The following is a 21686-nucleotide window of genomic DNA, read 5'->3' as shown; positions in this document are numbered from 1 at the left end:
CTCCCTGAGTGGCCTCTGAGAAGCCCGACAGAACCTCGTATGCCCGATATAAAGAAGCTTCCTGCGAGCCGGCTGGGAGACCCCTGCGGGAGACCTGGGGACTGTCTGTGAGCCCTCCGGGTGCCTCTGCCGGGCGTTCCGGCCGGGCTTCCGCCGCCCCGTCCCGCCGGTCTTCCGCCGTCCCGCCCCGCCGGGCTTCCGTCCTGTGCCCGGTCGCGCACCGTGTGCGCCTTCGCCGCTCTCCGGAGAACGGCGGGTTGCGTACCGGTGATGTCTCGGAACGCCGGGGGCGAACACTTTTCCGACCCCTGTGAAGGCCGTGTGCCGGGAGACCGGTGATGCCTAGGATTCCCGGGCCGGAGGGGGGCTCCGCGGTTACGCCCGATGTCGATGCGCGCTCGCCGTCGACGGTCGGGCCGGTGCGTCGTACGCCCTTCTCGGGCCTCGGACGAGAAGTCACACGCACCCGACACCCAGGAGTCCTGAGTGATACCTGCTCTGCGCGCCCGCTGGAGACGCCCCGCCACGGCGTTGCCGACGGCCGCTCTCGCGCTGGCGCTGACCTGCGTCGGCGCCCTCGCGGCACAGCCCGCCTCCGCGGCCGGTGACCCGGCCGGACTGCCCGACGCGAACGTCGCCCGGTCCACGGCGGCGCCCGCGCCGGCCACCTCCGACAAGGAGCTGCGCCACCGCGTCGTCGAGGCCGCCAAGACCCAGGCGACCCCCACCGCGGCGCCCAGGAAGACACCGTTCATCATCGGCGGCAGCCAGACGACGATCTCCTCCGCGCCGTGGATGGTCCAGCTCTCCTACTACGACAGCACAGCGCAGACCGGCTACTTCTGCGGCGGCACCCTCGTCGCCCCGAACAAGGTCCTGACGGCGGCCCACTGCGTCGCGGGGCTCGACTGGACGGACAACGGCGCGGTCGTCGCCGGTGCCACCGGTCTGCTGGACAGCGCCAACGGCACCGTCGCGGGCGTCTGGCGCCAGTGGAACCACCCGCGCTTCAGCAGCTCGACCCTCCAGAACGACATCGCGGTCCTCACCCTGGACCGTCCGCTGGAGCAGCAGTGGGCGAAGCTGGCGGCCGCGGGCGACAGCGCCTCCTACCGGGCCGGCAACTCCGCCACCGTCTACGGCTGGGGCCTGACCTCGGGCGCCGCGGACGCCGACCTGTCGGCGAACCTGCGCAAGGTCACCCTGCCGCTGGTGTCGGACTCGACCTGCAACACCGCGATGAGCCGGGTCCTCGGCGAGGACGACTTCGTCGAGGGCTCGATGTTCTGCGCGGGCACCCCGGCGACCGGCACCGACGAGGGCACCAAGAGCCCGTGCAACGGTGACTCCGGCGGCCCGGTGATGTTCGGCGGCAGGATCATCGGCATCGTCTCCTGGGGTGTCGCCGGCTGCACCGCCGAGGGCGCCTACCCGGTGTTCACCAAGGTGTCCTCGTACACCTGGGCGGCGCAGCCCCGCGTCGACGACGCGGACCTGACGTTCGACGGCCGTGCCGACCTGCTGGAGCGCACGCCCTCCGGCGGTCTGTTCGAGCAGGACAGCAGGGGCACCTCCCTCACCGCCCGCGCCTACCAGGGCAGCGGCTGGCAGAACGCGAGCTGGGCCCTCCAGGCCGATCTGGACCGGGACTTCTACCAGGATCTGATCATCCGGGACAAGGGCGACGGCAAGCTCTACCGCAGCTACCTGAACCACGGCTCGGGCGACTTCGAGTGGATGCAGATCAGCTCGGTGTGGGGCGGTTACAAGTCGTACGCAGTCCCGGGCGACCTGACCGGTGACGCCCGCCCCGACCTGGTCGCGGTGGACTCCGACGGCTCGGTCTACCTCTACCCGGGCAAGGGAACCGGCCAGTTCTACAGCCGGGTCAAGGTCGTCGACAGGGCGTGGAAGAACGTCAGGATCTTCGGTCACGGCGACCTGTCCGGTGACGGCCGCGCCGACCTGCTGGTCCGCAACAGCTCGGGCGTCCTGTACCTCTACCGGGGCACGCAGGTCGAGAAGACCCCGTTCGCCGCGCGCGTCCAGGCCCGCACGGGCTGGAACTTCACCTCGTACGTGGCCAACGGCGACGTGACCGGCGACGGCATCGCGGACGTCATGGCCCGCGACTCGGGCGGCACGCTCTGGCTCTACCCGGGCACCAACAAGGCCTCCGGCGACCTGTTCGGCACCCGCAAGAGCCTCGGCACCGGCTTCAACCAGTACAACCTGCTGTTCTAGGGCCCGCCGGGCCCGGTACGGCGGCTACGGCACCAGGAGATCCCCGCGTCCCCCAGGGGCGCGGGGATCCGCGCTGTCGTGCGCGGTGAGGGGCGGCGCGGGCCGCAGGGGCCTACTCGCAGCCGCAGGACTGGCGTACCACCAGGCGGGAGGGGAACAGCTTCAGCCGCTCGCGGCGGGAGCCGGGCACCCGCAGTCCGTCGTCCAGTACGAGGTCCACGGCCGCGCGGGCCATCGCCGAGCGGTCCGACGCGATCGTCGTCAGCGGGGGGTCGGTCAGGGCCGCTTCCTTGACGTCGTCGAACCCGGTGACCGCGAGCTGTCCCGGCACGTCGATGCGCAGCTCGCGCGCGGCGCGCAGGACACCGATCGCCTGGTCGTCCGTGGAGCAGAAGATGGCCGGCGGCCGGTGCGGTCCGGCGAGCAGTTCGAGGCCGACCTTGTAGGCGTCGTAGCGGTTGTACGGGGCCTCGAAGAGGCGTCCCTCGGTCGACTTGCCGGCCTCCTGCATGGCGCGCCGCCAGCCCTCGACGTGGTCGGAGACGGGGTCGCCGACGGCCGGGGTCTCGGCCGTGCCGCCGAGGCAGGCCACGTACTCGTACCCGTGCTCCAGCAGGTGCCGGGTGGCGAGGTGGGCGCCCCCTATGTCGTCGGTGACGACGGCGACGTCGTCGATCGCCTCGGGGCGCTCGTGCAGGAGCACCACGCGGGCGTCCCAGGCGTCGATCTCGGCGGCCGCGTGGTCGTTCAGCGCGTGGCTGACGAGGATCAGCCCGGAGACCCGCATCCCGAGGAAGGCGCGCAGGTAGTGGACCTCGCGCTCGGCGATGTAGTCGGAGTTGCCGACCAGGACCATCTTCCCGCGCTCGGCGGCGGCCTGTTCGACCGCGTGCGCCATCTCCCCGAAGAAGGGCTGGCGCGCGTCCGGCACGATCAGGCCTATGAGCTCCGTCCGCCGCGAGGCCATGGCCTGGGCGACCCGGTCGGGCCGGTACCCCAGTTCCTTGATCGCGGCGAGAACGCGCTCGCGCGTGGCCGGGGCGACCGGCCGGGGTCCGTTGTTGATGACATAACTGACGACGGCGGTGGAAGTACCCGCCAGCCGCGCCACGTCATCCCTAGTCACCTTGGCCACGCGCGGAGTCTACGCGGATGGACCTACCTCTGGGCAGGGCGTACGGCAGCTTCCTGGGGCTGCGCGGTGGCCTGCGTGGGAGCGGTCCCGTCCGGGTGCGCCGTCTCGTCCGCATCCTCCGGCTTTGGCTGGGCCGCCTTGGCCTTCGTCTCGTCGGCGCCGCGGTCCACCTTCTCGGGGGTAACGAATCGGTAACCGACGTTCCGGACGGTTCCGATCAGCGACTCGTGCTCGGGTCCGAGCTTCGCGCGCAGACGCCGTACGTGGACGTCGACCGTCCGGGTGCCGCCGAAGTAGTCGTAGCCCCAGACCTCCTGGAGGAGCTGGGCGCGGGTGAAGACGCGGCCGGGGTGCTGCGCGAGGTACTTCAGGAGCTCGAACTCCTTGAAGGTCAGGTCGAGGACCCGGCCCTTGAGCTTGGCGCTGTAGGTCGCCTCGTCCACGGAGAGGTCGCCGTTGCGGATCTCCATGGGGGAGTCGTCGTTGACGATCTGCTGGCGGCCCATGGCGAGTCTGAGGCGTGCCTCGACCTCGGCGGGGCCCGCCGTGTCGAGGAGGACGTCGTCGATGCCCCAGTCGGCCGTGACGGCCGCGAGGCCGCCCTCGGTCACGACGAGGACGAGCGGACAGCCGGGGCCCGTGGAGCGCAGCAGCTGGCACAGGCTGCGGACCTGCGGGAGGTCACGCCGTCCGTCGATCAGGATGACGTCGGCACCGGGGGTGTCGACGAGTGCGGGGCCCTCCGCCGGAGCCACGCGCACGTTGTGCAGCAGCAGGCCGAGAGCGGGAAGCACCTCCGTCGACGGCTGAAGGGCGTTGGTCAGGAGCAGGAGAGAACTCATCGGGCCTCACCCGCTCGGGTCGTCCTGCCTTCGTGCACGGTTCGCTCGCCCATAACGTCTGGTTCCTCCTCGGTCCCTGCGAGGACGTTTGCGGCACTGCTCTGTACATGCGGCTCCCGAGCCTCCGAGGGTCCGCCATGCCTGCCTGGCCCGTACACCTGCGGTTTCCCGCTTCGTATACAACGCTTCGGAAAGCACAAAAGGACCCGGGGGCTACTCTGCCCGAGTCCTCATGCCCAGCAGAATAGCCCACATGAGCTCTGGTACGGCAGGTCACGTGACGCGTTCCTCCGAGAGTCCACACTTCGGGACGCCGGCGCGCGCCCCTCTTCGGACGTTTCTGCGTACGGCCGACGGGGTGGAGATCGAGGCGGCCCACGACCCCGGAGCGGAGTCGTCCGGTGACCTCGCGTTCATCGTCGCCCACGGGTTCACGGGTGATCTGGACCGTCCGCACGTCCGCCGCGCGGCCGGTGTCCTCGCCCGCGGCGGGGCGGTGGTCACCTTCTCCTTCCGTGGTCACGGCCGATCGGGTGGCCGTTCCACGGTCGGCGACCGCGAGGTCCACGATCTGGCGGCGGCGGTCGCCTGGGCGCGTGAGCTCGGGCACACCCGGATCGTGACGGTCGGCTTCTCGATGGGCGGTTCGGTGGTGCTGCGGCACGCGGCGCTCTACGGGGGGACGGGCCCGGGGCCGGCGGGTGGTGAGCCTGTGCGGGGGCCGGAGCACGAGGGGCGCACGGAGGCGCGTACGGACGCGGTGGTGTCGGTGAGCGCTCCGGCCCGCTGGTACTACCGGGGCACGGCCGCCATGCGGCGGGTGCACTGGCTGGTGACCCGTCCCGAGGGCCGGATCGTGGGCCGGATCGGTCTGCGGACCCGTATCCACCACCGTGACTGGGACCCGGTGCCGGCGTCCCCGGTCGAGTGCGTCCCGTACATCGCGCCGACCCCGCTCCTCGTCGTGCACGGCGACCGGGACGGCTACTTCCCGCTCGACCACCCGCGCACGCTGGCCGAGGCGTCCGGCGGGCACGCCGACCTGTGGCTGGAGCGGGGCATGGGCCACGCCGAGAACGCCGCCCCCGACGACCTGCTGGACCGTATCCGCGACTGGGCCCTCACCCGGGCGGGCTAGCCTGGCGGGGTTCACGCAAACAGATGCGCGGACACCACACACCAGAACACCCCCAGATCGCTGATAGAGGAACGAGATGGCAAAGGGCACGGTGCGTTACTGGGCCGCCGCCAAGGCCGCGGCAGGCGTCGGCGACGAGCCGTACGACGCCGGCACGCTCGCCGAGGCACTCGACGCGGCCCGTGAGCGACACCCCGGTGAGTTCGTGCACGTCCTGCGGCGATGCTCGTTCCTGATCGACGGTGATCCCGTGGGGACCCGCGGGCATGAGACGGTACGGCTGGCCGAGGGCGGCACGGTCGAGGTGCTCCCGCCGTTCGCAGGAGGGTGAGCGAGACGATGAGCAACCAGCCGTACGAGGGTCGCCGCGAGGGACACGACCCGTACCAGCAGGCGCAGCACCACCAGTCGCAGGAGCCCCAGCAGCACGCCGACTGGCCGCAGCACACCCAGCAGTGGGAGGGGCGGACCTGGGAGACGCAGGCACAGGCGCCGGTCCAGGAGGCCGACCCCGCGTACCTGCCCCCGCAGGGGTACCAGACCTACGACGAGCCCCAGGGGTACGGAGCCGCGGGGGCGAGCCGGTCCCCCGAGGCCCCGGTGCCGCCGTGGCACGAGGACCACGCCGACGGCCCCGCGGACCCGTCCCGCCCCGGCGGGACGCTCCCCGGGAACGGGGGCGAGGCCGAGGTGGCCTACGGGCCCGCCACGGTCGCCGGCCAGAGCCGGATGACCGAGGCGCAGCGGGCCCGTGCCGAGGGACGGTCGCCGATCATCGAGCCCGGGATCCAGCCGGCCGCGCTGACGGCGCTGCTCGCGCTGCTGCTCTCCGGGACGGCGGTCGTCGGGGAGTACGCGCTCGTCGTGCCGCTCGTCCTGCTCCAGGCCGTCACCGCGGCGGGCTGGTTCCGGCTGAACGGCATGTGGCCCGCCCGGCAGGGCATCGCGCTGGCGTTCCTGGGCGCGGTGACCGCCGACGTGGCGCTGTTCGCCGCAGGCCGGGAGAACGCGCCCGCCGCGATCCTCGGCACCCTCGGCGTGTGGGTCCTGCTGACCCTCGTGCTCCAGCTGCGCAGCCACGCCGACCCGGACACCCGGATGTACGGCCTGATGGCGACCGTCGTCTCGGCGGCGCTGGCGATCATCGCGACCGGTCATCTGGCGGCCGAGCCGGACGCCGTCACGGTGGGCACGGCCGCGGTCGCCGCGGCGATCCTGGTCCGCGCGCTGCCGGTGCCCACGGTGGTCTCCGTGGTCCTCGCGCTGGCGGCCGCCGCCGGTGCCGGCTACGGGGTCGGCGGGATGACGGACCTGGGCACGCAGGGCACCTTCCTCGGCCTCGGCGCGGGCGTCTGCGCGCTGATCGGCCACCGGGTGGCGAGTTACGACTACCCGTCCCGCTTCGTGCACTTCACCGCGGGCGTCGCGCTTCCGCTGGCCGCCGCCGCCCCGGCGGTCTACCTGCTGGGCCGCGCGCTGGGCTGATCGGCCGGACCGCAGGGCGGTCGGCAGGTCGGCCGATTCCGGTCGTCCGGCCGCGCCGATTCGTCACAGGTGATCGACAACTACCTCGAAGGGCCCCCGATCCGGGGGCCCTTCGAGGTTAGGCTCGCGTTCGGTGGCCACCCGGCCGTCCGGACGGGACCGTTCCAGGTAGGGGAACAACGAGCATGCGCGCACTGCGAATAACCCTGATTCTGTTAGTCGTTCTCGGCGGACTGTTCGTACTCGTCGACCGGGTGGCGGTCTGGTTCGCGGAGGACGAGGCGGCGGGCCGGATCAAGAGCAGCGAGGGCCTCGCCGCCACTCCCGACGTGTCCATCGGGGGCTTCCCGTTCCTCACCCAGGTCGCCGCGGGCGAACTCGACGACGTGAAGATCGGCATCAAGAACTACGAGGCGTCGACCGGCGGCACGGGCTCCGCCGCGGGCACGATCCGCATCGACGACCTCAACGCCGAGATGCACGGGGTCGCCTTCAGCGGCGACTACAGCTCCGCCACCGCGGGCAGCGCCACCGGCACCGCGTCGATCTCGTACGCCGAGCTGCTCAAGGCCGCCAAGTCCGGGCCGGCGGAGGTGGCGCCCGGTGTCCAGGCCCAGGTCATCGGCCTGTCCGACGGGGGCAACGGCAAGATCAAGGTCACCGTCTCGGGGACCGTTCTCGGCACCAAGCTGCCCAAGCCGGTCTCGGTGCTCAGCTCCGTGTCCGTCTCCGGCGACACCGTGAAGGTGCACGCGGACTCCCTGCCCAAGCTGGGCGTCCAGCTCGCCGAGGGCCGGATCCGCTCGATCACCGACTTCGAGCAGAAGATCGAGCAGCTGCCGGGCGGGATCAAGCTCGACAAGGTCGAGGCGGCCCCGGAGGGCGTGGAGATCTCGGTGAAGGGTTCGGACGTCCGGCTGGTCGGCTAGGGCGTTCCGGTTGGTCGGGCGGGGCGTCCGGCCGGTCGGACGGGGCTTTGACGGGTCGGACGGAGCTTTGACGGGTCGGGCGGAAGGCCCGGCCGGACCGGCGCGGGACCTGCCGGAAGGGGCCGTTGTCCGAAAGGCGAGACGGCGCTGTCCGTACCGCAGATGCACTGGCGGAGGGCCGACCTGCGCGGCCCTCCGGAACCCGTGCGGGACGGGCGCCGGAGAGGTGTTCGTATCGCAGTTCGGACGATCGCGTCTCAATATCCGACACACCGGTGACACGCCCGCCTGTCCGTCCCTACGATCGGACCCATGAAGCGACAGGCGGATCTCACGAAGCGGCGGGCAGTAGACCTGTGCCGCGTCGCCGCCATGCTCTGTCGCACCTTCTGAGCGGAAGCGTTCCCGTCTTCCGCGAGCCGGGCCCTGGACCTCTCTCTCGTCCGGGCCGTCCCTTGCGCCGCGCAGCCCTCACCGGCATGCAGCACCGCACCGCGCACCTCTCCAACGCACAAACCCGCCGCAACTGCCCCGGAGGAGAACGAGCATGAGCCGCAGCGACGTCCTGGTAGACGCCGACTGGGTCCAGGACCACCTGGACGACCCGAACGTGGCGATCGTCGAGGTCGACGAGGACACGTCGGCGTACGAGAAGAACCACATCAAGAACGCCATCCGGATCGACTGGACCAAGGACCTCCAGGACCCGGTCCGCCGTGACTTCATCGACCAGGAGGGCTTCGAGAAGCTCCTGTCGGCCAAGGGCATCGGCAACGACACGCTGGTCGTCCTCTACGGCGGCAACAACAACTGGTTCGCGTCCTACGCCTACTGGTACTTCAAGCTCTACGGCCACGAGAACGTGAAGCTCCTCGACGGCGGCCGCAAGAAGTGGGAGCTCGACTCCCGCGACCTCGTCGACGGCTCGCAGATCCCCGAGCGCGCCGCCACCGCGTACAAGGCCAAGGCCCAGGACGCCTCCATCCGCGCCTTCCGTGACGACGTCGTCGCCGCGATCGGTTCGCAGAACCTGGTCGACGTCCGGTCGCCCGACGAGTTCAGCGGCAAGCTGCTCGCCCCGGCGCACCTGCCGCAGGAGCAGTCGCAGCGTCCGGGCCACGTCCCGAGCGCCCGCAACATCCCGTGGTCGAAGAACGCCAACGACGACGGCACCTTCAAGTCGGACGACGAGCTCAAGGAGCTCTACGCCGCCGAGCAGGTCGACCTCGCCAAGGACACGATCGCCTACTGCCGCATCGGTGAGCGTTCCGCGCTCACCTGGTTCGTGCTGCACGAGCTCCTCGGTGTGCAGAACGTCAAGAACTACGACGGTTCCTGGACCGAGTACGGCTCCCTCGTCGGCGTGCCGATCGAGCTCGGCGCCAACAAGTAACCCCCAAGGCCTGAAGGACGGAATCGAAATATGTGTGGAGCGAAGGCCGGCGGCCCCGACGCCTCGACGATCAAGCCCGGTGAGACCACGATCCAGGGTCAGGTGACCCGCGACGGCGAGCCGGTGACGGGCTACGTCCGTCTGCTGGACTCGACCGGCGAGTTCACGGCGGAGGTCCCCACCTCCGCGACGGGTCAGTTCCGCTTCTACGCGGCCGAGGGCACCTGGACCGTCCGCGCGCTGGTCCCCGGTGGCACCGCCGACCGCACGGTCGTCGCCCAGACGGGCGGCCTCGCCGAGGTCGCGATCGCCGTCTGAACAGCGGACCGCCGTCGATGACGGCGGTCGACCGAACGGCCGAAGGGCCGCACCCCCGGGGGTTGGACGCTTACCGGATCGGGGTGCGGCCCTTCGGCTTGCCCGGCTCTCCCGTCCCGGCCGCCCCGGCCCGTGCTCCCGGTCCTCCCGGGCCCGCGGGCACTGCGCCGGACGGGTTGTCCGGGCCTACGCTGGTGGTATGTACGCGCGCAGGCGTCATCAGTACTTCGCCATGATGGGGACGTGCGTCGTGCTGTTCGTCCTCGCCTGGTCGGTCGTGCGCCTGTGGTCGGTCCCGGCGGCCGTCGCCATGTGCGTGGTGGCCATGCTGATCCCGCCGGTGGCCGCGATGGTGGCCAACCGGCGGGGGCCCGAGGACCGGTGGTGGGACGACCCGTCCGGGGACGCCCAGTCCGACGAGTGGTGGGACGAGCTGGACGGCAAGAGACGGCGGCAGCAGTAGGCCGCGGCAGTGGTGGGACGACGGCCGCGGCGGTGAAGCGGCGGCAGCAGCATCAGGAGCGGAAAAGGCCTCTATGTCGCGTACGAGATTGTCCACCGTGGTGCTCGACGCGCCCGACGCCCACGAACTCGCCGGCTTCTACCGGAGGCTGCTCGGGTACGAGGTGCGGGCCGAGGAACCCGACTGGGTGCTCATCGGCCCGCCGTTCGGCGAGGTCGCGCTCGCCTTCGAGACCGAGCCGCTCTACACCCCGCCGGTGTGGCCCGCGGGCCCCGGCGACCAGCGGATGATGCTCCATCTCGACATCGAGGTCGACGACCTGGCCGAGGAGACCGTCCGCGCCGTGGAACAGGGCGCGCGGCTCGCCGAGCACCAGCCCCAGGAGGACGTACGGGTGCTCTTCGACCCGGCGGGCCACCCCTTCTGCCTCTGGGTGGACACGCGCGCACGGCGCAGACGCGGTTAGCGGCCCGGGGAGGCGGCGGCCCTCGGCGTCGGCCCGCTGCCGGCGTGGTCAGTAGACCAGCGCCTGCGTCCCGTCCGTCATCGTCTCCTGCACGAACACCTGCGCGCCCGCGATCCGCACGCCCTCCAGGACGTCCTTCTCCGTGATCTCGCGCCGGGCCGCGCACTGGGTGCACAGGGTGACGCGCCCGCCCGCCAGGACCGAGTCGATCAGGTCGGGCAGCGGTGCCGCGTGCGGCAGTTCGAACTCCGCGGCCCTGCCCGGCAGCGCGAACCAGGAGGACTCACCGGTCAGCCAGAGGGAGACCTCCACGCCGCTGGCCACGGCCACCGCGGCGACGGTGAACGCCTGGGAGCAGCGCTCCGGGGCGTCGGCCCCCGCCGTCACCTTGATCACGAGCTTGTTCGCCATGCCCGCCATGGTAGTCCGAATCGTGATCACCCTCCGGACAACCCCGTGCAAGGGCCATGAGTCTCTTGTGCGCGGATACGGAATCCGCGCTTCACCTTCTGTGGGGGGATGTTTTGGTAGTACCCGAAGGACCCGAAAGACCGGGCGTGCCCGAGGGCACGTCGATTGTCGTTCCTGAAACGACGGCGGACGCGCCGTCGGAACCCAGGCCCCGTCGCCGCGGCCGTACGACGCTGATCGTCGCCACGGCCGCCGTGCTCGGCCTCGTCGCCGGTACCTGTACCGGGTACCTGATCCAGGCCGACGGCGAGCCCACCGGACTGCCCTCGCTGTCGCAGCCGGTACTGACCCGGGCCGAGGGCCCCGGCCCCGAGCCGCTGTCCGCCGCCCGGGACCACCGGGTGAAGACGAACGGCGACCTGCGCAAGCTGCTGCTCGACCGGCCCAAGGGCACCAAGGAGGGCGACTGGGCGGGCAACGACGGCTGGTTGGGCATGACGGCGTACGCGGCCTCCTACGAGAAGCCGGCCAACGTCTTCCCCGACCTCATCACCGACGAGTTCCGCCGCGCGGCCGTGGTCGGCTGGGAGGAGGGCAGCACGTACACCGTGGAGATCCGCCTGGTGCAGTTCCGCCAGGAGGAGGACCTCGAAGCCGCCAAGTACGCCGAGAACGAGCACTACTGGGCGGAGAAGGAGTCCGGCACCCGTAGCTGGACCATCCCCGGCACCGAGGACGGCATGGCGTACGTCCACACCCGGCCCGAGACGAAGCCGGGCTACTACCCGATGTACTCGGCGGAGGCGCACGCCTGGCGCGGTGACATCGCCGTGGAGATCTGGATCAACGGGACCAAGCAGATCTCCAAGGACAAGATCATGGATCTGGCGAAGCGGCAGGTGGGACGACTGTGAGCGAGAACCCGACCGAGAACCCCGCAGAGGGCGTCACCGGGAACGTCGCCGAGACCCCCGCCGAAGCCCCCGCACCGAGCCCCGGGGCCGCTCAGAACACCGCCGCGCCCCTCGGTGGGGCCGCCGGTGAGGCCGCCGCGCCCAAGAAGCGTCTGCGTCCCGGCCGTGTCGCGGCCGTCTCCGGTGTCGTCCTGCTGGTCGCCGCCGTGATCGGCGGTGTCGCCTGGACCTCCGTGACCGTGGACGCCGCCGACCGTGATCCGGGGAAGCCCACGTGGCGCTTCCCGAAGGCCGTGAAGGACAAGGACGAGAAGACCGGGGCCACCACGGGCCTCGGCGGCATGCTCCTGCCCTACGACGAGGCCTACACGCGTGGTCCCGACCTCGCCGAGTTCGGCGCCGACGCCCAGTTGAACGGCCCTCAGGCAACCGCGCTGCGCAAGGAGTCGCTCCACGACCTGCCCCGCACCCAGCGGCGGCGGCTGGAGAAGGAGATCGACGCGCAGCACATCAAGGGTGTGGCCATGCGCAGTTACGCGAGCGTGGACCACCTGGCCGACGAGAAGTTCTTCACCGCGAGCGTCACGCTGTCCCAAATGGAGAACCAGCGGACCGTGCGGCAGATCTCGAGGGCGCAGATCGAGATGCTCGACTCGCTCGGCATCTTCCGCAAGGGCCCGAAGATCGAGGGACACGAGAACGCCGGGTGCTTCCTGCCGCCCAAGGACAAGACCGAGAAACTCGACATGATGTTCTGCTCCGCGTACGTGGGAGACGTGCTGGTGAGCGCCACCGTGTCCGGCGTCAAGCCGCTCGACGGCCCGTCCGTCGCCCGCTTCCTGACCGCCCAGCTCGACCGCATCACGGACCCGGGGGAGGCCGTATGACCGAGAACCTTGCCACGCCCGACGCTCCGGAAGCAGCCGCGGAAGCGGCACCGGAGACCGCATCGGAAGCAGTCGTGGAAACCGCCTCGGACACGACGTCGGAGACAACAGGGGAGACGGCGCCGGAAGTGCCGTCGGGCGCGGTGGCCGCCGTCTCCCCGGTCGAACCGCTTCCGGTCGAACCGCTCCCGGCGGCACCCCCGGTGAAGAAGGACCGCCGCGTCCTTCGTGCCGTGCTGCGCTGGACCGCCGCCGCCGTCGTGTTCGCGACGGTCGGCGCGGGTGCCGCGTACGGCATCACGGAGCTGCCGCGCACCGACGTCCCGGGTCTCGCGACCGCGTCCGACGGGCGCTGGGACTACCCCGAGATCCAGCTGCCCCCGCTGCCGTCGGGCAGCCCGGCCCCCTTCGCCGAGTCGAACAAGGCGGGCGTCCACCACGCCGACCTGCGAAAGCTGCTGCTGCCCGCTCCCGAGGGCGCGAAGGCCGACAAGGACCTGCGCGGAGCGGACGGCTGGCTGCCGAAGGCGGACTTCCTCGACGTGTACGCCTCGAAGGACGACCGCGATCACGTCGGCCGGCTGCTGACCGACTACGCCCTGCGGCACATCGCGGCCCGGGGCTGGACCACCCCGGACGGCACCCACACCCGGATCTACCTGCTCCGGTTCGACACCGCCGAGATCGTCGACTCCTTCCGGAGCGACGAGCTCATGGGCTGGGACAGCCCGAACTTCGTGCTGCGAGGCGCGGCCGACGTGCACAGCGACACCGGTTTCGCGGAGGACGCCCAGCTCGAGAACGTCTTCCGCTACGCGTACACGGAAGCCGAGCCGTACGGTGCCGAGGAGGTCAGGCAGGCGTACCTGACGGCCGGGGACACCCTCGCCCTCGTCGTGCAGTCACGCAAGGGCACCGCGGCCGAGGTCCCCTTCCAGCAGACGGTGGTCCTGCAGAGCCAGCTGCTCGGCTGAGCGTGAGGGCCCGGCAGGGCCCACCTGGAAGAGAGTGCCGGGCCCCGGCCGCGTAAGCTGGGGCCCGGCCTTTGTGTACCTCCCCAGTTCCGGCCTCGCCCGGGCGGGGACCCGTTCGCTCACCGAGGAGCACACCCCGTGGAGATCTTCTTCCAAACCCTGCTGGTCCTGGTCTGCGTCGGCGTGCTCGCCTTCGCGGCGCTGACCGTGAAGAAGCTGTACCAGGGCCAGCGCTGACCCCCACCAAGGAACTGTTCAGCTCATGATCGAGATCCCGTCGGACCTCCACAAGGACCTGGTCCCCCTTGTCTTCCTGCTCGGCGACTGGGCCGGAGTCGGTGTCCACGACTTCCCCGGTTCCGAGAAGTGCAACTTCGGGCAGGAGGTCAGCTTCACGCACGACGGGCGGGACTTCCTGGAGTACCGCTCGCACAGCTGGGTGCTCGACGAGAACGGCGAGAAGGTCCGGCCGCTGGAGACGGAGACCGGCTTCTGGCGCGTCGACGCCGACCGCAAGGTCGAGGTCGTCATGACCCGCGACGACGGCGTCGTCGAGATCTGGTACGGCGAGATCGCCGACAAGAAGCCGCAGATCGACCTGGTCACCGACGCCGTGGCCCGCACGGCCGCCTCCGGCCCCTACAGCGGCGGCAAGCGTCTGTACGGCTACGTGAACAGCGACCTCATGTGGGTCGGCGAGAAGCAGACCCCCGAGGTCGAGCTGCGTCCGTACATGTCCGGGCACCTGAAGAAGGTCGTCACCGCGGAGGACGTCGAGCGCTGGGCCAAGGCCCTGCCCGACGACATGCCGGACGACGGGATCGCCTTCTTCAAGTAGAGCGAGAGAAGACCGAGCAGGGCCTCGCGGGCGTCCGCGAGGCCCTGTTTCACACCCTCGGAGGGGTTAACAGATACGAGTGCACTGCAATGCGCTTGCTCTCGCTACTGCTGCGGACTATCGTTGACGCCAACGCACGGAACCCCGGCCGCACTTGGACTGCGGCCGGGGTTCCGACGAGCTGTGCCCTGGGTGGCGTGCAAGCAGAGGCGGCCCAGAACGTTCGGCATCGACCTTAGCACAGCAGTCCATTTCGTGAGGAGAAAGCGTCCCGGGCATCCGTGTGCCCGGAAGAAGGGGGAGCAGTGGTCGACAGGATGCCCGAGTGGATGAAGCGGTTCTTCTCCAAGCCGCGGCTCAAGCCCTACCTGCGGGCCGTCGGGGGAGACCCGCAGGCCGCGATGCGGCTGTACTGGTGGAACGTCGAGGCGTCGGCCGCTCTCTACGGCCCTCTGCAGTGCGTCGAACTCGCAGTGCGCAATGCCATGCACGACTGCCTGGTCGCCAAGTACGGCAGACCCGACTGGTGGGAGGCGGCGCCGCTCGACGTGCGAGGGAAGCAGCTCGTGGAGAAGGCGCGCGCCAAGTGCAAGCAGAACGAGGAGAGGAGGGCGGAGGAACAGCGGCGTCCGAAGCGACGGGTCACCGTGGACGACATCGTCACGGAGCTGAACTTCGGCTTCTGGGCAACCCTGCTCGTGAAGCGCTACGACCGGACTTTCTGGCGGATTGCTTTGCACGAGGCGTTCCCCCACCACTCCGGTCCCCGTGCCACCCTGTCCGACGACCTGTGGGCCGTGGTCCGCCTGCGCAACCGTGTGATGCACCATGAGCCCATCCACGAGGAGGACCTCGACGGCGACCATGCCAGGATCTACCGGGTGCTGGATGCCCTCGGCCCCGACCTGGCCAAGGAGGTGCGGACCATGGACCGCTTCCGGTCCGTGCTGGACGGCAAGGGGAACGTTCGTGGGTGACTTCGCCGAGATGCGCGTCTCACGCTCCGACATCGCCCGGATGGCGGGGGTGAAGCGCCCCGCCGTCACCAACTGGGAGCGGCGCCACCTGGGCTTCCCCGACCCCGTAGGGGGCGGCGACCTCGACGTGTTCCGCGCAGATCAGGTCTTGGAGTGGCTCTCCGGCCGCACCATCCCGGCCAACGCACTAGAGCCGGGTGAACCGACGGGGGCGACCTACGGGGACCGTTTCCGTGCGGCGCTCGGGGGCGGGCGCCGCTCCGGTGGTCTGCTCACGGCGGTCGAGCAACTGGCCGTGCGGGACGCGGAGCGGTTGCGAGGCCCGTGGCGGATGTCCGGGTACCTCTACCTGCTGCTGTTCCTCGTCTTCGTGCAGAGCCAGGATCCGGAGCGGTGGTCCGCCTACGTCGAGAACCCGGGACAGGCGCCGAGGGATCTGGACTTCGGGGAGATGTCGGGTCAGTCGCAGGTGTCCCACCTCGTCCGCTTCCTCGACCGGAGCCCGCCCGCTTCGCGGGGCGAGAGCAGGCAGGCCTTCGACCGGCTTCTCACCCTTTTCCAGGATTCCGACGCCCGAGCGTCCGACGAGTACTTCACGCCCCCGTCCGTCAGCCGGGTCATGGCAGGAGCTCTTGCCGGATCCGGTTTTGCCGCGAGCCGGCTGCATGACCCCTTCTGCCGTACGGGCGAACTGCTCGGTGCCTACCTGGACGCGGTCGCCGAGCAGGGCCGCAAGGCACCGACGGGGGTGAGCGGCCGCGCGCTGGGAGAAGGAGCGCAGCGGTTGGCGCGGATGAACCTTGAGTTGCACGGGGCGGAGCGCCCCCTGGTGCTTCTGGGGCCCCGGCTGCCTTCAATGCCTTTCGACGGCGATCTGTCAGGGCGGTTCGACGCTGTGATCACCAACCCGCCCTTCGGCGCAGTCGGCGCCCGGCAGGCCCCCCCACCGCACTACTGGCGCTATGGCACGCCCCGGTCCCAGGAGTTCGACTGGCTCCAGTACGTCGTCTCGTGTCTCGATGCCGAAGGCCGCGCCGCCGTTCTCATGCCCGCCGGTGCCGGGTTCCGCGGCAGTGCCGACCGGGAGACCAGGGCGCGGTTGGTCGAGGACGGTGTCGTCGAGTGTGTGATGGCTCTGCCGACGCACCTGTTCGAGCTGACCTCGATCCAGACGCATGTCTGGTTCTTGCGCGCGCCTCGAGGACGCCCGGCCGGGGTCCTGTTCGTGGACGGGGCAGACCTCGGCGGCATGGCCACCCGGACGCGTCGCGCGCTGTCGGACGCCGACGTGGACCGGCTTGTGCGGGCGTACACGTCTTGGCGAGGGACCGGACACGGCGGACAGCCGGGACTGAGCAGAGCGGTGGATCCGCAGGAGATCGCGGCCCAGGACCATCGGCTGGAACCTGCACTGTACGTACGGGAGCCGCTGCCCTCGGCGGACGCGTTCCAGGACCGGACTGCCGCGCGCAACCGGCTGGCCCAGCTGTCCGCACAGCTGAGAGAACTCCACGTCGAAGCCGAAGCTGTCGACGGCCTCGCGGAGGAACGGCTGAGGAGGTACGGACTGTGACCGACGGATTCGAGGGCCCGGCGGTGCTGCCCGCGGGGTGGCATTGCCTCCCCCTGAAGGACCTGTGTTCCTTCCGGGTGGGACCGGCCGTCAAGGCCGAGGAACGCACGGACGCCGTCGAGGGGGTGCCGCTCGTGCTGCCCCGGGACCTCGTCCAGCAGCGCGTCACTCCCGTGGAGAGCGTCGGGGTCGTCCTGCGGAAGGCGCGCACGCTGGAGAAGTTCCGGCTCGCGGAGGGCGACGTGATCGTGGTCCGGACCGGGACCGTCGGCCGATGCGCCATGGTCACCGGGGAGCAGGAAGGCTGGCTGTACCACGCGAACCTGGTCAGGCTGCGGCTCAACACCTTCGACCGGTCCCTGGCCGCCTACCTGACCGGGTATCTGAGCGCGGGCGTCGCGCAGAGCTGGATGCAGAAGCGGTCGGCCAGCGCGGTGATTCCGTCGCTGAGCACGCGCGAGCTGGGCGAGCTGCCCGTGTTCGTTCCTCCGCCTGCCGAACAGGGCGCCATCGGTGACACCCTCGCCGCGCTCGACGAGAAGGTGCGCGTGCACACGGAGATCGCCAGGGTGACCGGCGAGTATCGGGCGCTGCTGGCCGACCTGTTGATGGCCGGGGCGCTGTCTCCCGGAGCGTGACGCGCTTTCCCGGTGGCGTCCTAGACTGGACGCCGTGGTGAGCACCGACTGGAAGAGCGACCTCAGGCAGCGCGGCTACCGGCTGACGCCCCAGCGCCAGCTTGTCCTCGAAGCAGTGGACACCCTGGAGCACGCGACCCCCGACGACATCCTCGGCGAAGTGAGGAAGACGGCGTCGGGGGTCAACATCTCCACGGTCTACCGGACCCTGGAGCTCCTGGAGGAACTCGGGCTGGTCAGCCACGCCCATCTGGGGCACGGCGCGCCGACCTACCACCTGGCCGACCGGCACCACCACATCCACCTCGTCTGCCGCGACTGCTCGAACGTCATCGAGGCCGACGTCTCTGTCGCCGCCGAGTTCACCGCGAAGCTCCAGGAGTCCTTCGGCTTCGAGACGGAGATGAAGCACTTCGCCATCTTCGGACGCTGCGAGGACTGCCAGGCCCGGCAGAAGTGACCGAAATAAAATCGGGGACCGCTCGGTCGTAGTGTGTATGTCCATGAAGAGCTCCCTCCTGTCCCTGCCCGGCGCCGTTCCCGCCGAGGGCGTGGACGAAGGCGTCGCCGCCCACTACGGCGACCTGTTCCGTGAGCAGCGCGCCCTCGCCGACGGCGTCGGCTTCGTGGACCTCTCGCACCGCGGTGTCGTCACCGTCACCGGGGAGGACCGGCTGGCCTGGCTGCACCTGCTGCTCACCCAGCACGTCACCGACCTCCCGGCCGGCCGGGCCACCGAGGCGCTGATCCTCTCCGCGAACGGCCACATCGAGCACGCGCTGTACCTCGTCGACGACGGCACGACGGTGTGGATGCACACGGAACCCGACACCCAGGACGCGCTGGTCGCCTACCTGGAGTCGATGAAGTTCTTCTACCGGGTCGAAGTCGCCGACCGCACCGCCGACTTCGCGGTCGTCGAGCTTCCGGCCGGTTCGATCACCGAGGCCCCCGAGGGGGTCGTCGTCCGCGAGACGCCGTACGGCCGTGACCTCTTCCTGCCGCGCGCCGACCTGGAGTCCTACGCGGAGAAGGCCGGACCGCCCGCCGGACTCCTCGCCCACGAGGCCCTGCGCGTCGAGCAGCACCGGCCCCGCCTCGGCTTCGAGACCGACCACCGCACCATCCCGCACGAGCTGGGCTGGATCGGCAGCGCGGTGCACCTCCAGAAGGGCTGCTACCGCGGACAGGAGACGGTCGCCCGCGTCCAGAACCTGGGCAAGCCGCCGCGCCGCCTGGTCTTCCTCCACCTCGACGGCAGCGAGGTCGTCCTGCCCCCGCACGGCACCGAGCTGCGCCGCGCGGACGAGGACCCGGGCGGCCGCACGATCGGCTTCATCACCACGTCCGTACGCCACCACGAGCTCGGCCCGATCGCCCTGGCCCTCGTGAAGCGCAACGTGCCGGTGGACGCCCCGCTCATGGCCGACTCGACGGCGGCGGCGCAGGAGGTCGTGGTCGAGCCGTAGGCGCACCGCCCGGCCCCGCGGCTCACATCTCCAGGAGGACGGTGAAGGGGCCGTCGTTCGTCAGGGACACCCGCATCCGGGCGCCGAAACGACCCGTGGCCACCGTGGCGCCCAGGGCGCGGAGCCGGGCGACGACCTCCTCGACGAGGGGCTCGGCCACATCGCCGGGGGCGGCCGCGTTCCAGGTGGGGCGGCGGCCCTTGCGGGCATCGCCGTACAGCGTGAACTGGCTGACGACGAGCAGCGGCGCGTCGATGTCGGAGCAGGACCGCTCGTCGGCCAGCATCCGCAGGGACCAGAGCTTGCGGGCGAGTTGGGCCGCCTTCTCCTTGGTGTCCTCGTGCGTGACCCCGACGAGGACGCACAGGCCCTCGCCGCTGATCTCGCCGACCGTCTCGCCGTCCACGACGACGCTCGCGCCGTCCACTCTCTGCACCACCGCACGCATGCGGACCATGATGCCGTGTCATGGCTCCGTCGCGCGGTGCGGGCCCTTCGCGTGATTTTCCGGGGTAACCAACCCGCCATCTGGGGCTGATCGGGTCACTCGGTCACATAGCGGCCATCTGGGGTGGCACCATGCGGGGTGTTGCGGACCGGCCGTTGGGCGGACCGCGCCGGTCGAGGGGACGGTAGAGGTACATGAGCACATCGAGGACCGGGCAGCAGACCGGAGTCGTGTCACTGACCCGCACGAGCGTGCGGGCGGAAGCGATGACGGCCCGGCCGCCGGTGCAGCGCACCGACAGCGGTCCGCTGACGGCCGATCCGGCCCCGGCCGGCATCGCCGTACTCCGGCTGCCCGAGCTGCGGACGCTGCGCCGGGACGCCCAGCGGGACGAGGCCGACCTCAGCTACGTCCGGCGGCTGCTGCAGGGCCGCATCGACATCCTGCGCGCCGAGCTCGCCCGCCGCGGGGAGCGCCGGACGCCCGCCCCGGCCGCGGGGCACCTCCCGCCCGTGGACCGGGGGAAGCTCTCCGTCGTCGAGCGGCTCTCGGAGATCCTGACGGACGCGCCGGCCCGGTACCGCTCCTCGGCCCGCCACGTGACCGTGGGCACCCCGCACGGCGAGGAGTACCGGGCGCTGGCCGCCGACATGCTCGCCGAGGTGGAGCTGTCGGACCTGGAGGCCCGTACGGACGACGAGCTGGGCGCGGGACTCGGCCGTCTCGTGCGGTACGAGCGGCAGGTCTCCCGGCGGCGCCAGCAGCTCCAGCGCACGGCCGACGATTGCAGTGCCGAGATCGCCCGCAGGTACCGTGAAGGGGAAGCACAAGTAGACGACCTGCTCATGTGACGTGGAGGCCCCGGCGATCCCGGGGCCGAGGGGCGCGCCGGCATCCAGGAGGCGCGCTTCCGTTCCGCGCGGGCGGGGGCGCGGTACGGGGCACGACCCGGCCGCCGCCTTCCGAGCGGGTCCCCTCTCCGGAAGGCCACCGCCGATGTCCGCAGCTCCCCGTACGCCCGAAGGCCCGCCCATATCCGACGGCACCCGGGGTGCGCCGGGCGAGGCCGGCACCCCCAGCCCGTCCCGCACGCCGTCCGGTGCGGCGCCCGTGCCCGGCGGGACTCCCCGGCCCGGCACGTCCGGTACCTCAGGCCCGCTCCCGGTGCTCGCCGAGGTCGTGCGTTCCGGCTTCGTCGAGGGACACCACCGCGGCAGCCTGGTGGTGCTCGCCGCTGACGGGACGGTCGAGCTGGCGCTCGGCGAGGTCATGGCACCGGTCTTCCCGCGTTCGTCGAACAAGCCCATGCAGGCGGCGGGCATCCTGCGCGCGGGCCTGGACCTGGCCGGGGAACGCCTCGCCCTGGCCGCCGCGAGCCACTCCGGCGAGGTCTTCCACCGCGACCTGGTCCAGAAGATGCTCGTCGAGCACAAACTGGACGCCGGTCGGCTCCAGTGCCCGCCGGACCTGCCGCTGGACCCCGTCGAGGCCGAGACCTACCTCGCCTCCGGTGCCGTCCGCGAACGGGTCACCATGAACTGCTCCGGCAAGCACACGGCGATGCTCGCGGTGTGCGCGCTCCGCGGCTGGCCCACCGAGTCGTACCTCGACCCCGGGCACCCCCTCCAGCAGCTGATCCACTCCGTGGTGGAGGAGGCCGCCGGGGAGCCCGTCGCGGCGGTCGGCACGGACGGCTGCGGGGCGCCCCTGATGGCCATCACCCTCACGGGTCTCGCCCGCGCGTTCCGGTCCTTCGTCCTCGCGGCGCCGGGCTCCGCCGAACGCCGGGTGGCCGACGCCATGCGCGCCCACCCCGAGTACGTCGCCGGCACCCGGCGCCCCGACACCTGGCTGATGCGCGAGGTCCCGGGCGCCCTGTCCAAGATGGGCGCCGAGGCCGTCCAGGCGGTCGCGCTGCCCGACGGCCGCGCCCTCGCCTTCAAGATCGACGACGGCGGGGGCCGGGCACTGGGCCCCGTCCTGGCCCGCGGCCTGGACCTGCTGGGCGTGACGGGCCCGGTGGTGGCCAGGATCGGCAGCGCGCCCCTGCTGGGCGGCGGCCGCGAGGTGGGGGAGATCAGGGCGGCTTTCTGACCCGGGACCGGGACGGACGGCGAGGACCGGCCGGGTGCGCGGAAAACCGC

Annotated in this window: 25 protein-coding genes; 21 read left to right on the top strand and 4 right to left on the bottom strand. The window is 71.2% G+C overall.

Translation table 11 applies throughout. The features are described from left to right. Positions 1–486 precede the first annotated feature (486 nt). Positions 487–2244, top strand: a complete 1758-nt coding sequence (locus ACFW6B_RS18770) for a trypsin-like serine protease (protein WP_386597356.1) — start codon at positions 487–489, stop codon at positions 2242–2244. 112 nt (positions 2245–2356) lie between these two features. Here ACFW6B_RS18770 and ACFW6B_RS18765 read toward each other — a convergent pair whose 3' ends face one another. Beyond that, the gene (locus ACFW6B_RS18765; RefSeq protein ID WP_386597353.1) at positions 2357–3379 is read right to left on the bottom strand and encodes a LacI family DNA-binding transcriptional regulator; all 1023 of its coding nucleotides are present in this window, start codon (positions 3377–3379) and stop codon (positions 2357–2359) included. Between the two features lie 23 nt (positions 3380–3402). Further along, the gene (locus ACFW6B_RS18760) at positions 3403–4221 is read right to left on the bottom strand and encodes a winged-helix domain-containing protein (protein ID WP_386597352.1); all 819 of its coding nucleotides are present in this window, start codon (positions 4219–4221) and stop codon (positions 3403–3405) included. A gap of 253 nt (positions 4222–4474) precedes the next feature. On the opposite strand from ACFW6B_RS18760, the gene ACFW6B_RS18755 reads away from it, so the two are divergent. The 9 genes from ACFW6B_RS18755 to ACFW6B_RS18715 all read left to right on the top strand — a co-directional run bounded on the left by ACFW6B_RS18755 (position 4475) and on the right by ACFW6B_RS18715 (position 10413). Continuing rightward, the gene (locus ACFW6B_RS18755) at positions 4475–5359 is read left to right on the top strand and encodes an alpha/beta hydrolase (protein ID WP_386597350.1); all 885 of its coding nucleotides are present in this window, start codon (positions 4475–4477) and stop codon (positions 5357–5359) included. 76 nt (positions 5360–5435) lie between these two features. Beyond that, complete coding sequence (locus ACFW6B_RS18750; protein ID WP_355759864.1) at positions 5436–5690, top strand: MoaD/ThiS family protein; 255 nt, start codon at positions 5436–5438, stop codon at positions 5688–5690. Between the two features lie 8 nt (positions 5691–5698). Next, positions 5699–6844, top strand: a complete 1146-nt coding sequence (locus ACFW6B_RS18745) for a hypothetical protein (protein WP_386597347.1) — start codon at positions 5699–5701, stop codon at positions 6842–6844. Between the two features lie 185 nt (positions 6845–7029). Continuing rightward, positions 7030–7773: a DUF2993 domain-containing protein gene (locus tag ACFW6B_RS18740; protein WP_386597345.1), complete on the top strand. Its 744-nt coding sequence runs from the start codon at positions 7030–7032 to the stop codon at positions 7771–7773. 312 nt (positions 7774–8085) lie between these two features. After that, on the top strand, positions 8086–8166 hold the full coding sequence (locus tag ACFW6B_RS18735) for a putative leader peptide (protein ID WP_350310325.1): 81 nt from the start codon (positions 8086–8088) through the stop codon (positions 8164–8166). Between the two features lie 154 nt (positions 8167–8320). After that, complete coding sequence (locus ACFW6B_RS18730) at positions 8321–9166, top strand: sulfurtransferase (RefSeq protein ID WP_386597342.1); 846 nt, start codon at positions 8321–8323, stop codon at positions 9164–9166. Between the two features lie 30 nt (positions 9167–9196). Next, the gene (locus ACFW6B_RS18725) at positions 9197–9484 is read left to right on the top strand and encodes a DUF1416 domain-containing protein (RefSeq protein WP_054232391.1); all 288 of its coding nucleotides are present in this window, start codon (positions 9197–9199) and stop codon (positions 9482–9484) included. Positions 9485–9683: 199 nt separating this feature from the next. Beyond that, positions 9684–9947, top strand: coding sequence for a DUF3099 domain-containing protein (locus ACFW6B_RS18720; RefSeq protein ID WP_386597338.1), 264 nt, complete (start codon positions 9684–9686; stop codon positions 9945–9947). A 73-nt stretch (positions 9948–10020) separates the two neighbouring features. Next, on the top strand, positions 10021–10413 hold the full coding sequence (locus ACFW6B_RS18715) for a VOC family protein (protein WP_386597336.1): 393 nt from the start codon (positions 10021–10023) through the stop codon (positions 10411–10413). A gap of 48 nt (positions 10414–10461) precedes the next feature. Here ACFW6B_RS18715 and ACFW6B_RS18710 read toward each other — a convergent pair whose 3' ends face one another. Continuing rightward, the gene (locus tag ACFW6B_RS18710; RefSeq protein ID WP_386597334.1) at positions 10462–10824 is read right to left on the bottom strand and encodes a DsrE family protein; all 363 of its coding nucleotides are present in this window, start codon (positions 10822–10824) and stop codon (positions 10462–10464) included. 146 nt (positions 10825–10970) lie between these two features. Between ACFW6B_RS18710 and ACFW6B_RS18705 the strand changes: the two genes are divergently transcribed. The 9 genes from ACFW6B_RS18705 (at position 10971) to ACFW6B_RS18665 (ending at position 19094) form a co-directional block, all read left to right on the top strand. Continuing rightward, the gene (locus tag ACFW6B_RS18705; protein ID WP_386597331.1) at positions 10971–11738 is read left to right on the top strand and encodes a hypothetical protein; all 768 of its coding nucleotides are present in this window, start codon (positions 10971–10973) and stop codon (positions 11736–11738) included. Next, positions 11735–12625: a hypothetical protein gene (locus tag ACFW6B_RS18700; RefSeq protein WP_386597329.1), complete on the top strand. Its 891-nt coding sequence runs from the start codon at positions 11735–11737 to the stop codon at positions 12623–12625. The genes ACFW6B_RS18705 and ACFW6B_RS18700 overlap by 4 nt, the downstream gene beginning before the upstream one ends. Beyond that, positions 12622–13599: a hypothetical protein gene (locus ACFW6B_RS18695; RefSeq protein ID WP_386597327.1), complete on the top strand. Its 978-nt coding sequence runs from the start codon at positions 12622–12624 to the stop codon at positions 13597–13599. The genes ACFW6B_RS18700 and ACFW6B_RS18695 overlap by 4 nt, the downstream gene beginning before the upstream one ends. A 262-nt stretch (positions 13600–13861) precedes the next feature. Next, on the top strand, positions 13862–14437 hold the full coding sequence (locus tag ACFW6B_RS18690) for an FABP family protein (RefSeq protein ID WP_103552303.1): 576 nt from the start codon (positions 13862–13864) through the stop codon (positions 14435–14437). 305 nt (positions 14438–14742) lie between these two features. Beyond that, on the top strand, positions 14743–15414 hold the full coding sequence (locus tag ACFW6B_RS18685; protein ID WP_386597324.1) for a hypothetical protein: 672 nt from the start codon (positions 14743–14745) through the stop codon (positions 15412–15414). Beyond that, entirely contained in the window at positions 15407–16987 is a 1581-nt protein-coding gene (locus ACFW6B_RS18680) for an N-6 DNA methylase (protein ID WP_386597322.1), read from the top strand. Before ACFW6B_RS18685 ends, ACFW6B_RS18680 begins: the two co-directional genes overlap by 8 nt. Then, positions 16984–17625, top strand: coding sequence for a restriction endonuclease subunit S (locus ACFW6B_RS18675; protein WP_386597320.1), 642 nt, complete (start codon positions 16984–16986; stop codon positions 17623–17625). Before ACFW6B_RS18680 ends, ACFW6B_RS18675 begins: the two co-directional genes overlap by 4 nt. Before the next feature lie 34 nt (positions 17626–17659). Next, on the top strand, positions 17660–18085 hold the full coding sequence (locus ACFW6B_RS18670; RefSeq protein ID WP_386597318.1) for a Fur family transcriptional regulator: 426 nt from the start codon (positions 17660–17662) through the stop codon (positions 18083–18085). 43 nt (positions 18086–18128) lie between these two features. Continuing rightward, entirely contained in the window at positions 18129–19094 is a 966-nt protein-coding gene (locus ACFW6B_RS18665; protein WP_386597315.1) for a YgfZ/GcvT domain-containing protein, read from the top strand. 22 nt (positions 19095–19116) lie between these two features. Here ACFW6B_RS18665 and dtd read toward each other — a convergent pair whose 3' ends face one another. Beyond that, positions 19117–19542: a D-aminoacyl-tRNA deacylase gene (dtd, locus tag ACFW6B_RS18660; protein ID WP_386597313.1), complete on the bottom strand. Its 426-nt coding sequence runs from the start codon at positions 19540–19542 to the stop codon at positions 19117–19119. A gap of 194 nt (positions 19543–19736) precedes the next feature. On the opposite strand from dtd, the gene ACFW6B_RS18655 reads away from it, so the two are divergent. Both ACFW6B_RS18655 and ACFW6B_RS18650 read left to right on the top strand, forming a co-directional pair. Further along, on the top strand, positions 19737–20393 hold the full coding sequence (locus ACFW6B_RS18655) for an AmfC protein (RefSeq protein WP_386597311.1): 657 nt from the start codon (positions 19737–19739) through the stop codon (positions 20391–20393). Positions 20394–20538: 145 nt separating this feature from the next. Next, positions 20539–21636: an asparaginase gene (locus tag ACFW6B_RS18650; RefSeq protein WP_386597309.1), complete on the top strand. Its 1098-nt coding sequence runs from the start codon at positions 20539–20541 to the stop codon at positions 21634–21636. Positions 21637–21686 lie beyond the last annotated feature (50 nt).

Source organism: Streptomyces sp. NPDC058751, from assembly GCF_042746485.1.
In the GTDB taxonomy this organism is placed as follows: Bacteria; Actinomycetota; Actinomycetes; order Streptomycetales; family Streptomycetaceae; genus Streptomyces.
Note: the sequence above shows the minus strand (reverse complement) of the source record. Positions and strands in the feature narration are given on the sequence as shown.

Coding starts and splice junctions, on each gene's coding strand:
- ACFW6B_RS18760 (WP_386597352.1), bottom strand. CDS start 4,221: ATGAGTTCTCTCCTGCTCCTGACCAACGCCCTTCAGCCGTCGACGGAG.
- ACFW6B_RS18755 (WP_386597350.1), top strand. CDS start 4,475: ATGAGCTCTGGTACGGCAGGTCACGTGACGCGTTCCTCCGAGAGTCCA.
- ACFW6B_RS18750 (WP_355759864.1), top strand. CDS start 5,436: ATGGCAAAGGGCACGGTGCGTTACTGGGCCGCCGCCAAGGCCGCGGCA.
- ACFW6B_RS18745 (WP_386597347.1), top strand. CDS start 5,699: ATGAGCAACCAGCCGTACGAGGGTCGCCGCGAGGGACACGACCCGTAC.
- ACFW6B_RS18740 (WP_386597345.1), top strand. CDS start 7,030: ATGCGCGCACTGCGAATAACCCTGATTCTGTTAGTCGTTCTCGGCGGA.
- ACFW6B_RS18735 (WP_350310325.1), top strand. CDS start 8,086: ATGAAGCGACAGGCGGATCTCACGAAGCGGCGGGCAGTAGACCTGTGC.
- ACFW6B_RS18730 (WP_386597342.1), top strand. CDS start 8,321: ATGAGCCGCAGCGACGTCCTGGTAGACGCCGACTGGGTCCAGGACCAC.
- ACFW6B_RS18725 (WP_054232391.1), top strand. CDS start 9,197: ATGTGTGGAGCGAAGGCCGGCGGCCCCGACGCCTCGACGATCAAGCCC.
- ACFW6B_RS18720 (WP_386597338.1), top strand. CDS start 9,684: ATGTACGCGCGCAGGCGTCATCAGTACTTCGCCATGATGGGGACGTGC.
- ACFW6B_RS18715 (WP_386597336.1), top strand. CDS start 10,021: ATGTCGCGTACGAGATTGTCCACCGTGGTGCTCGACGCGCCCGACGCC.
- ACFW6B_RS18710 (WP_386597334.1), bottom strand. CDS start 10,824: ATGGCGAACAAGCTCGTGATCAAGGTGACGGCGGGGGCCGACGCCCCG.
- ACFW6B_RS18695 (WP_386597327.1), top strand. CDS start 12,622: ATGACCGAGAACCTTGCCACGCCCGACGCTCCGGAAGCAGCCGCGGAA.
- ACFW6B_RS18690 (WP_103552303.1), top strand. CDS start 13,862: ATGATCGAGATCCCGTCGGACCTCCACAAGGACCTGGTCCCCCTTGTC.
- ACFW6B_RS18665 (WP_386597315.1), top strand. CDS start 18,129: ATGAAGAGCTCCCTCCTGTCCCTGCCCGGCGCCGTTCCCGCCGAGGGC.
- dtd (WP_386597313.1), bottom strand. CDS start 19,542: ATGCGTGCGGTGGTGCAGAGAGTGGACGGCGCGAGCGTCGTCGTGGAC.
- ACFW6B_RS18655 (WP_386597311.1), top strand. CDS start 19,737: ATGAGCACATCGAGGACCGGGCAGCAGACCGGAGTCGTGTCACTGACC.
- ACFW6B_RS18650 (WP_386597309.1), top strand. CDS start 20,539: ATGTCCGCAGCTCCCCGTACGCCCGAAGGCCCGCCCATATCCGACGGC.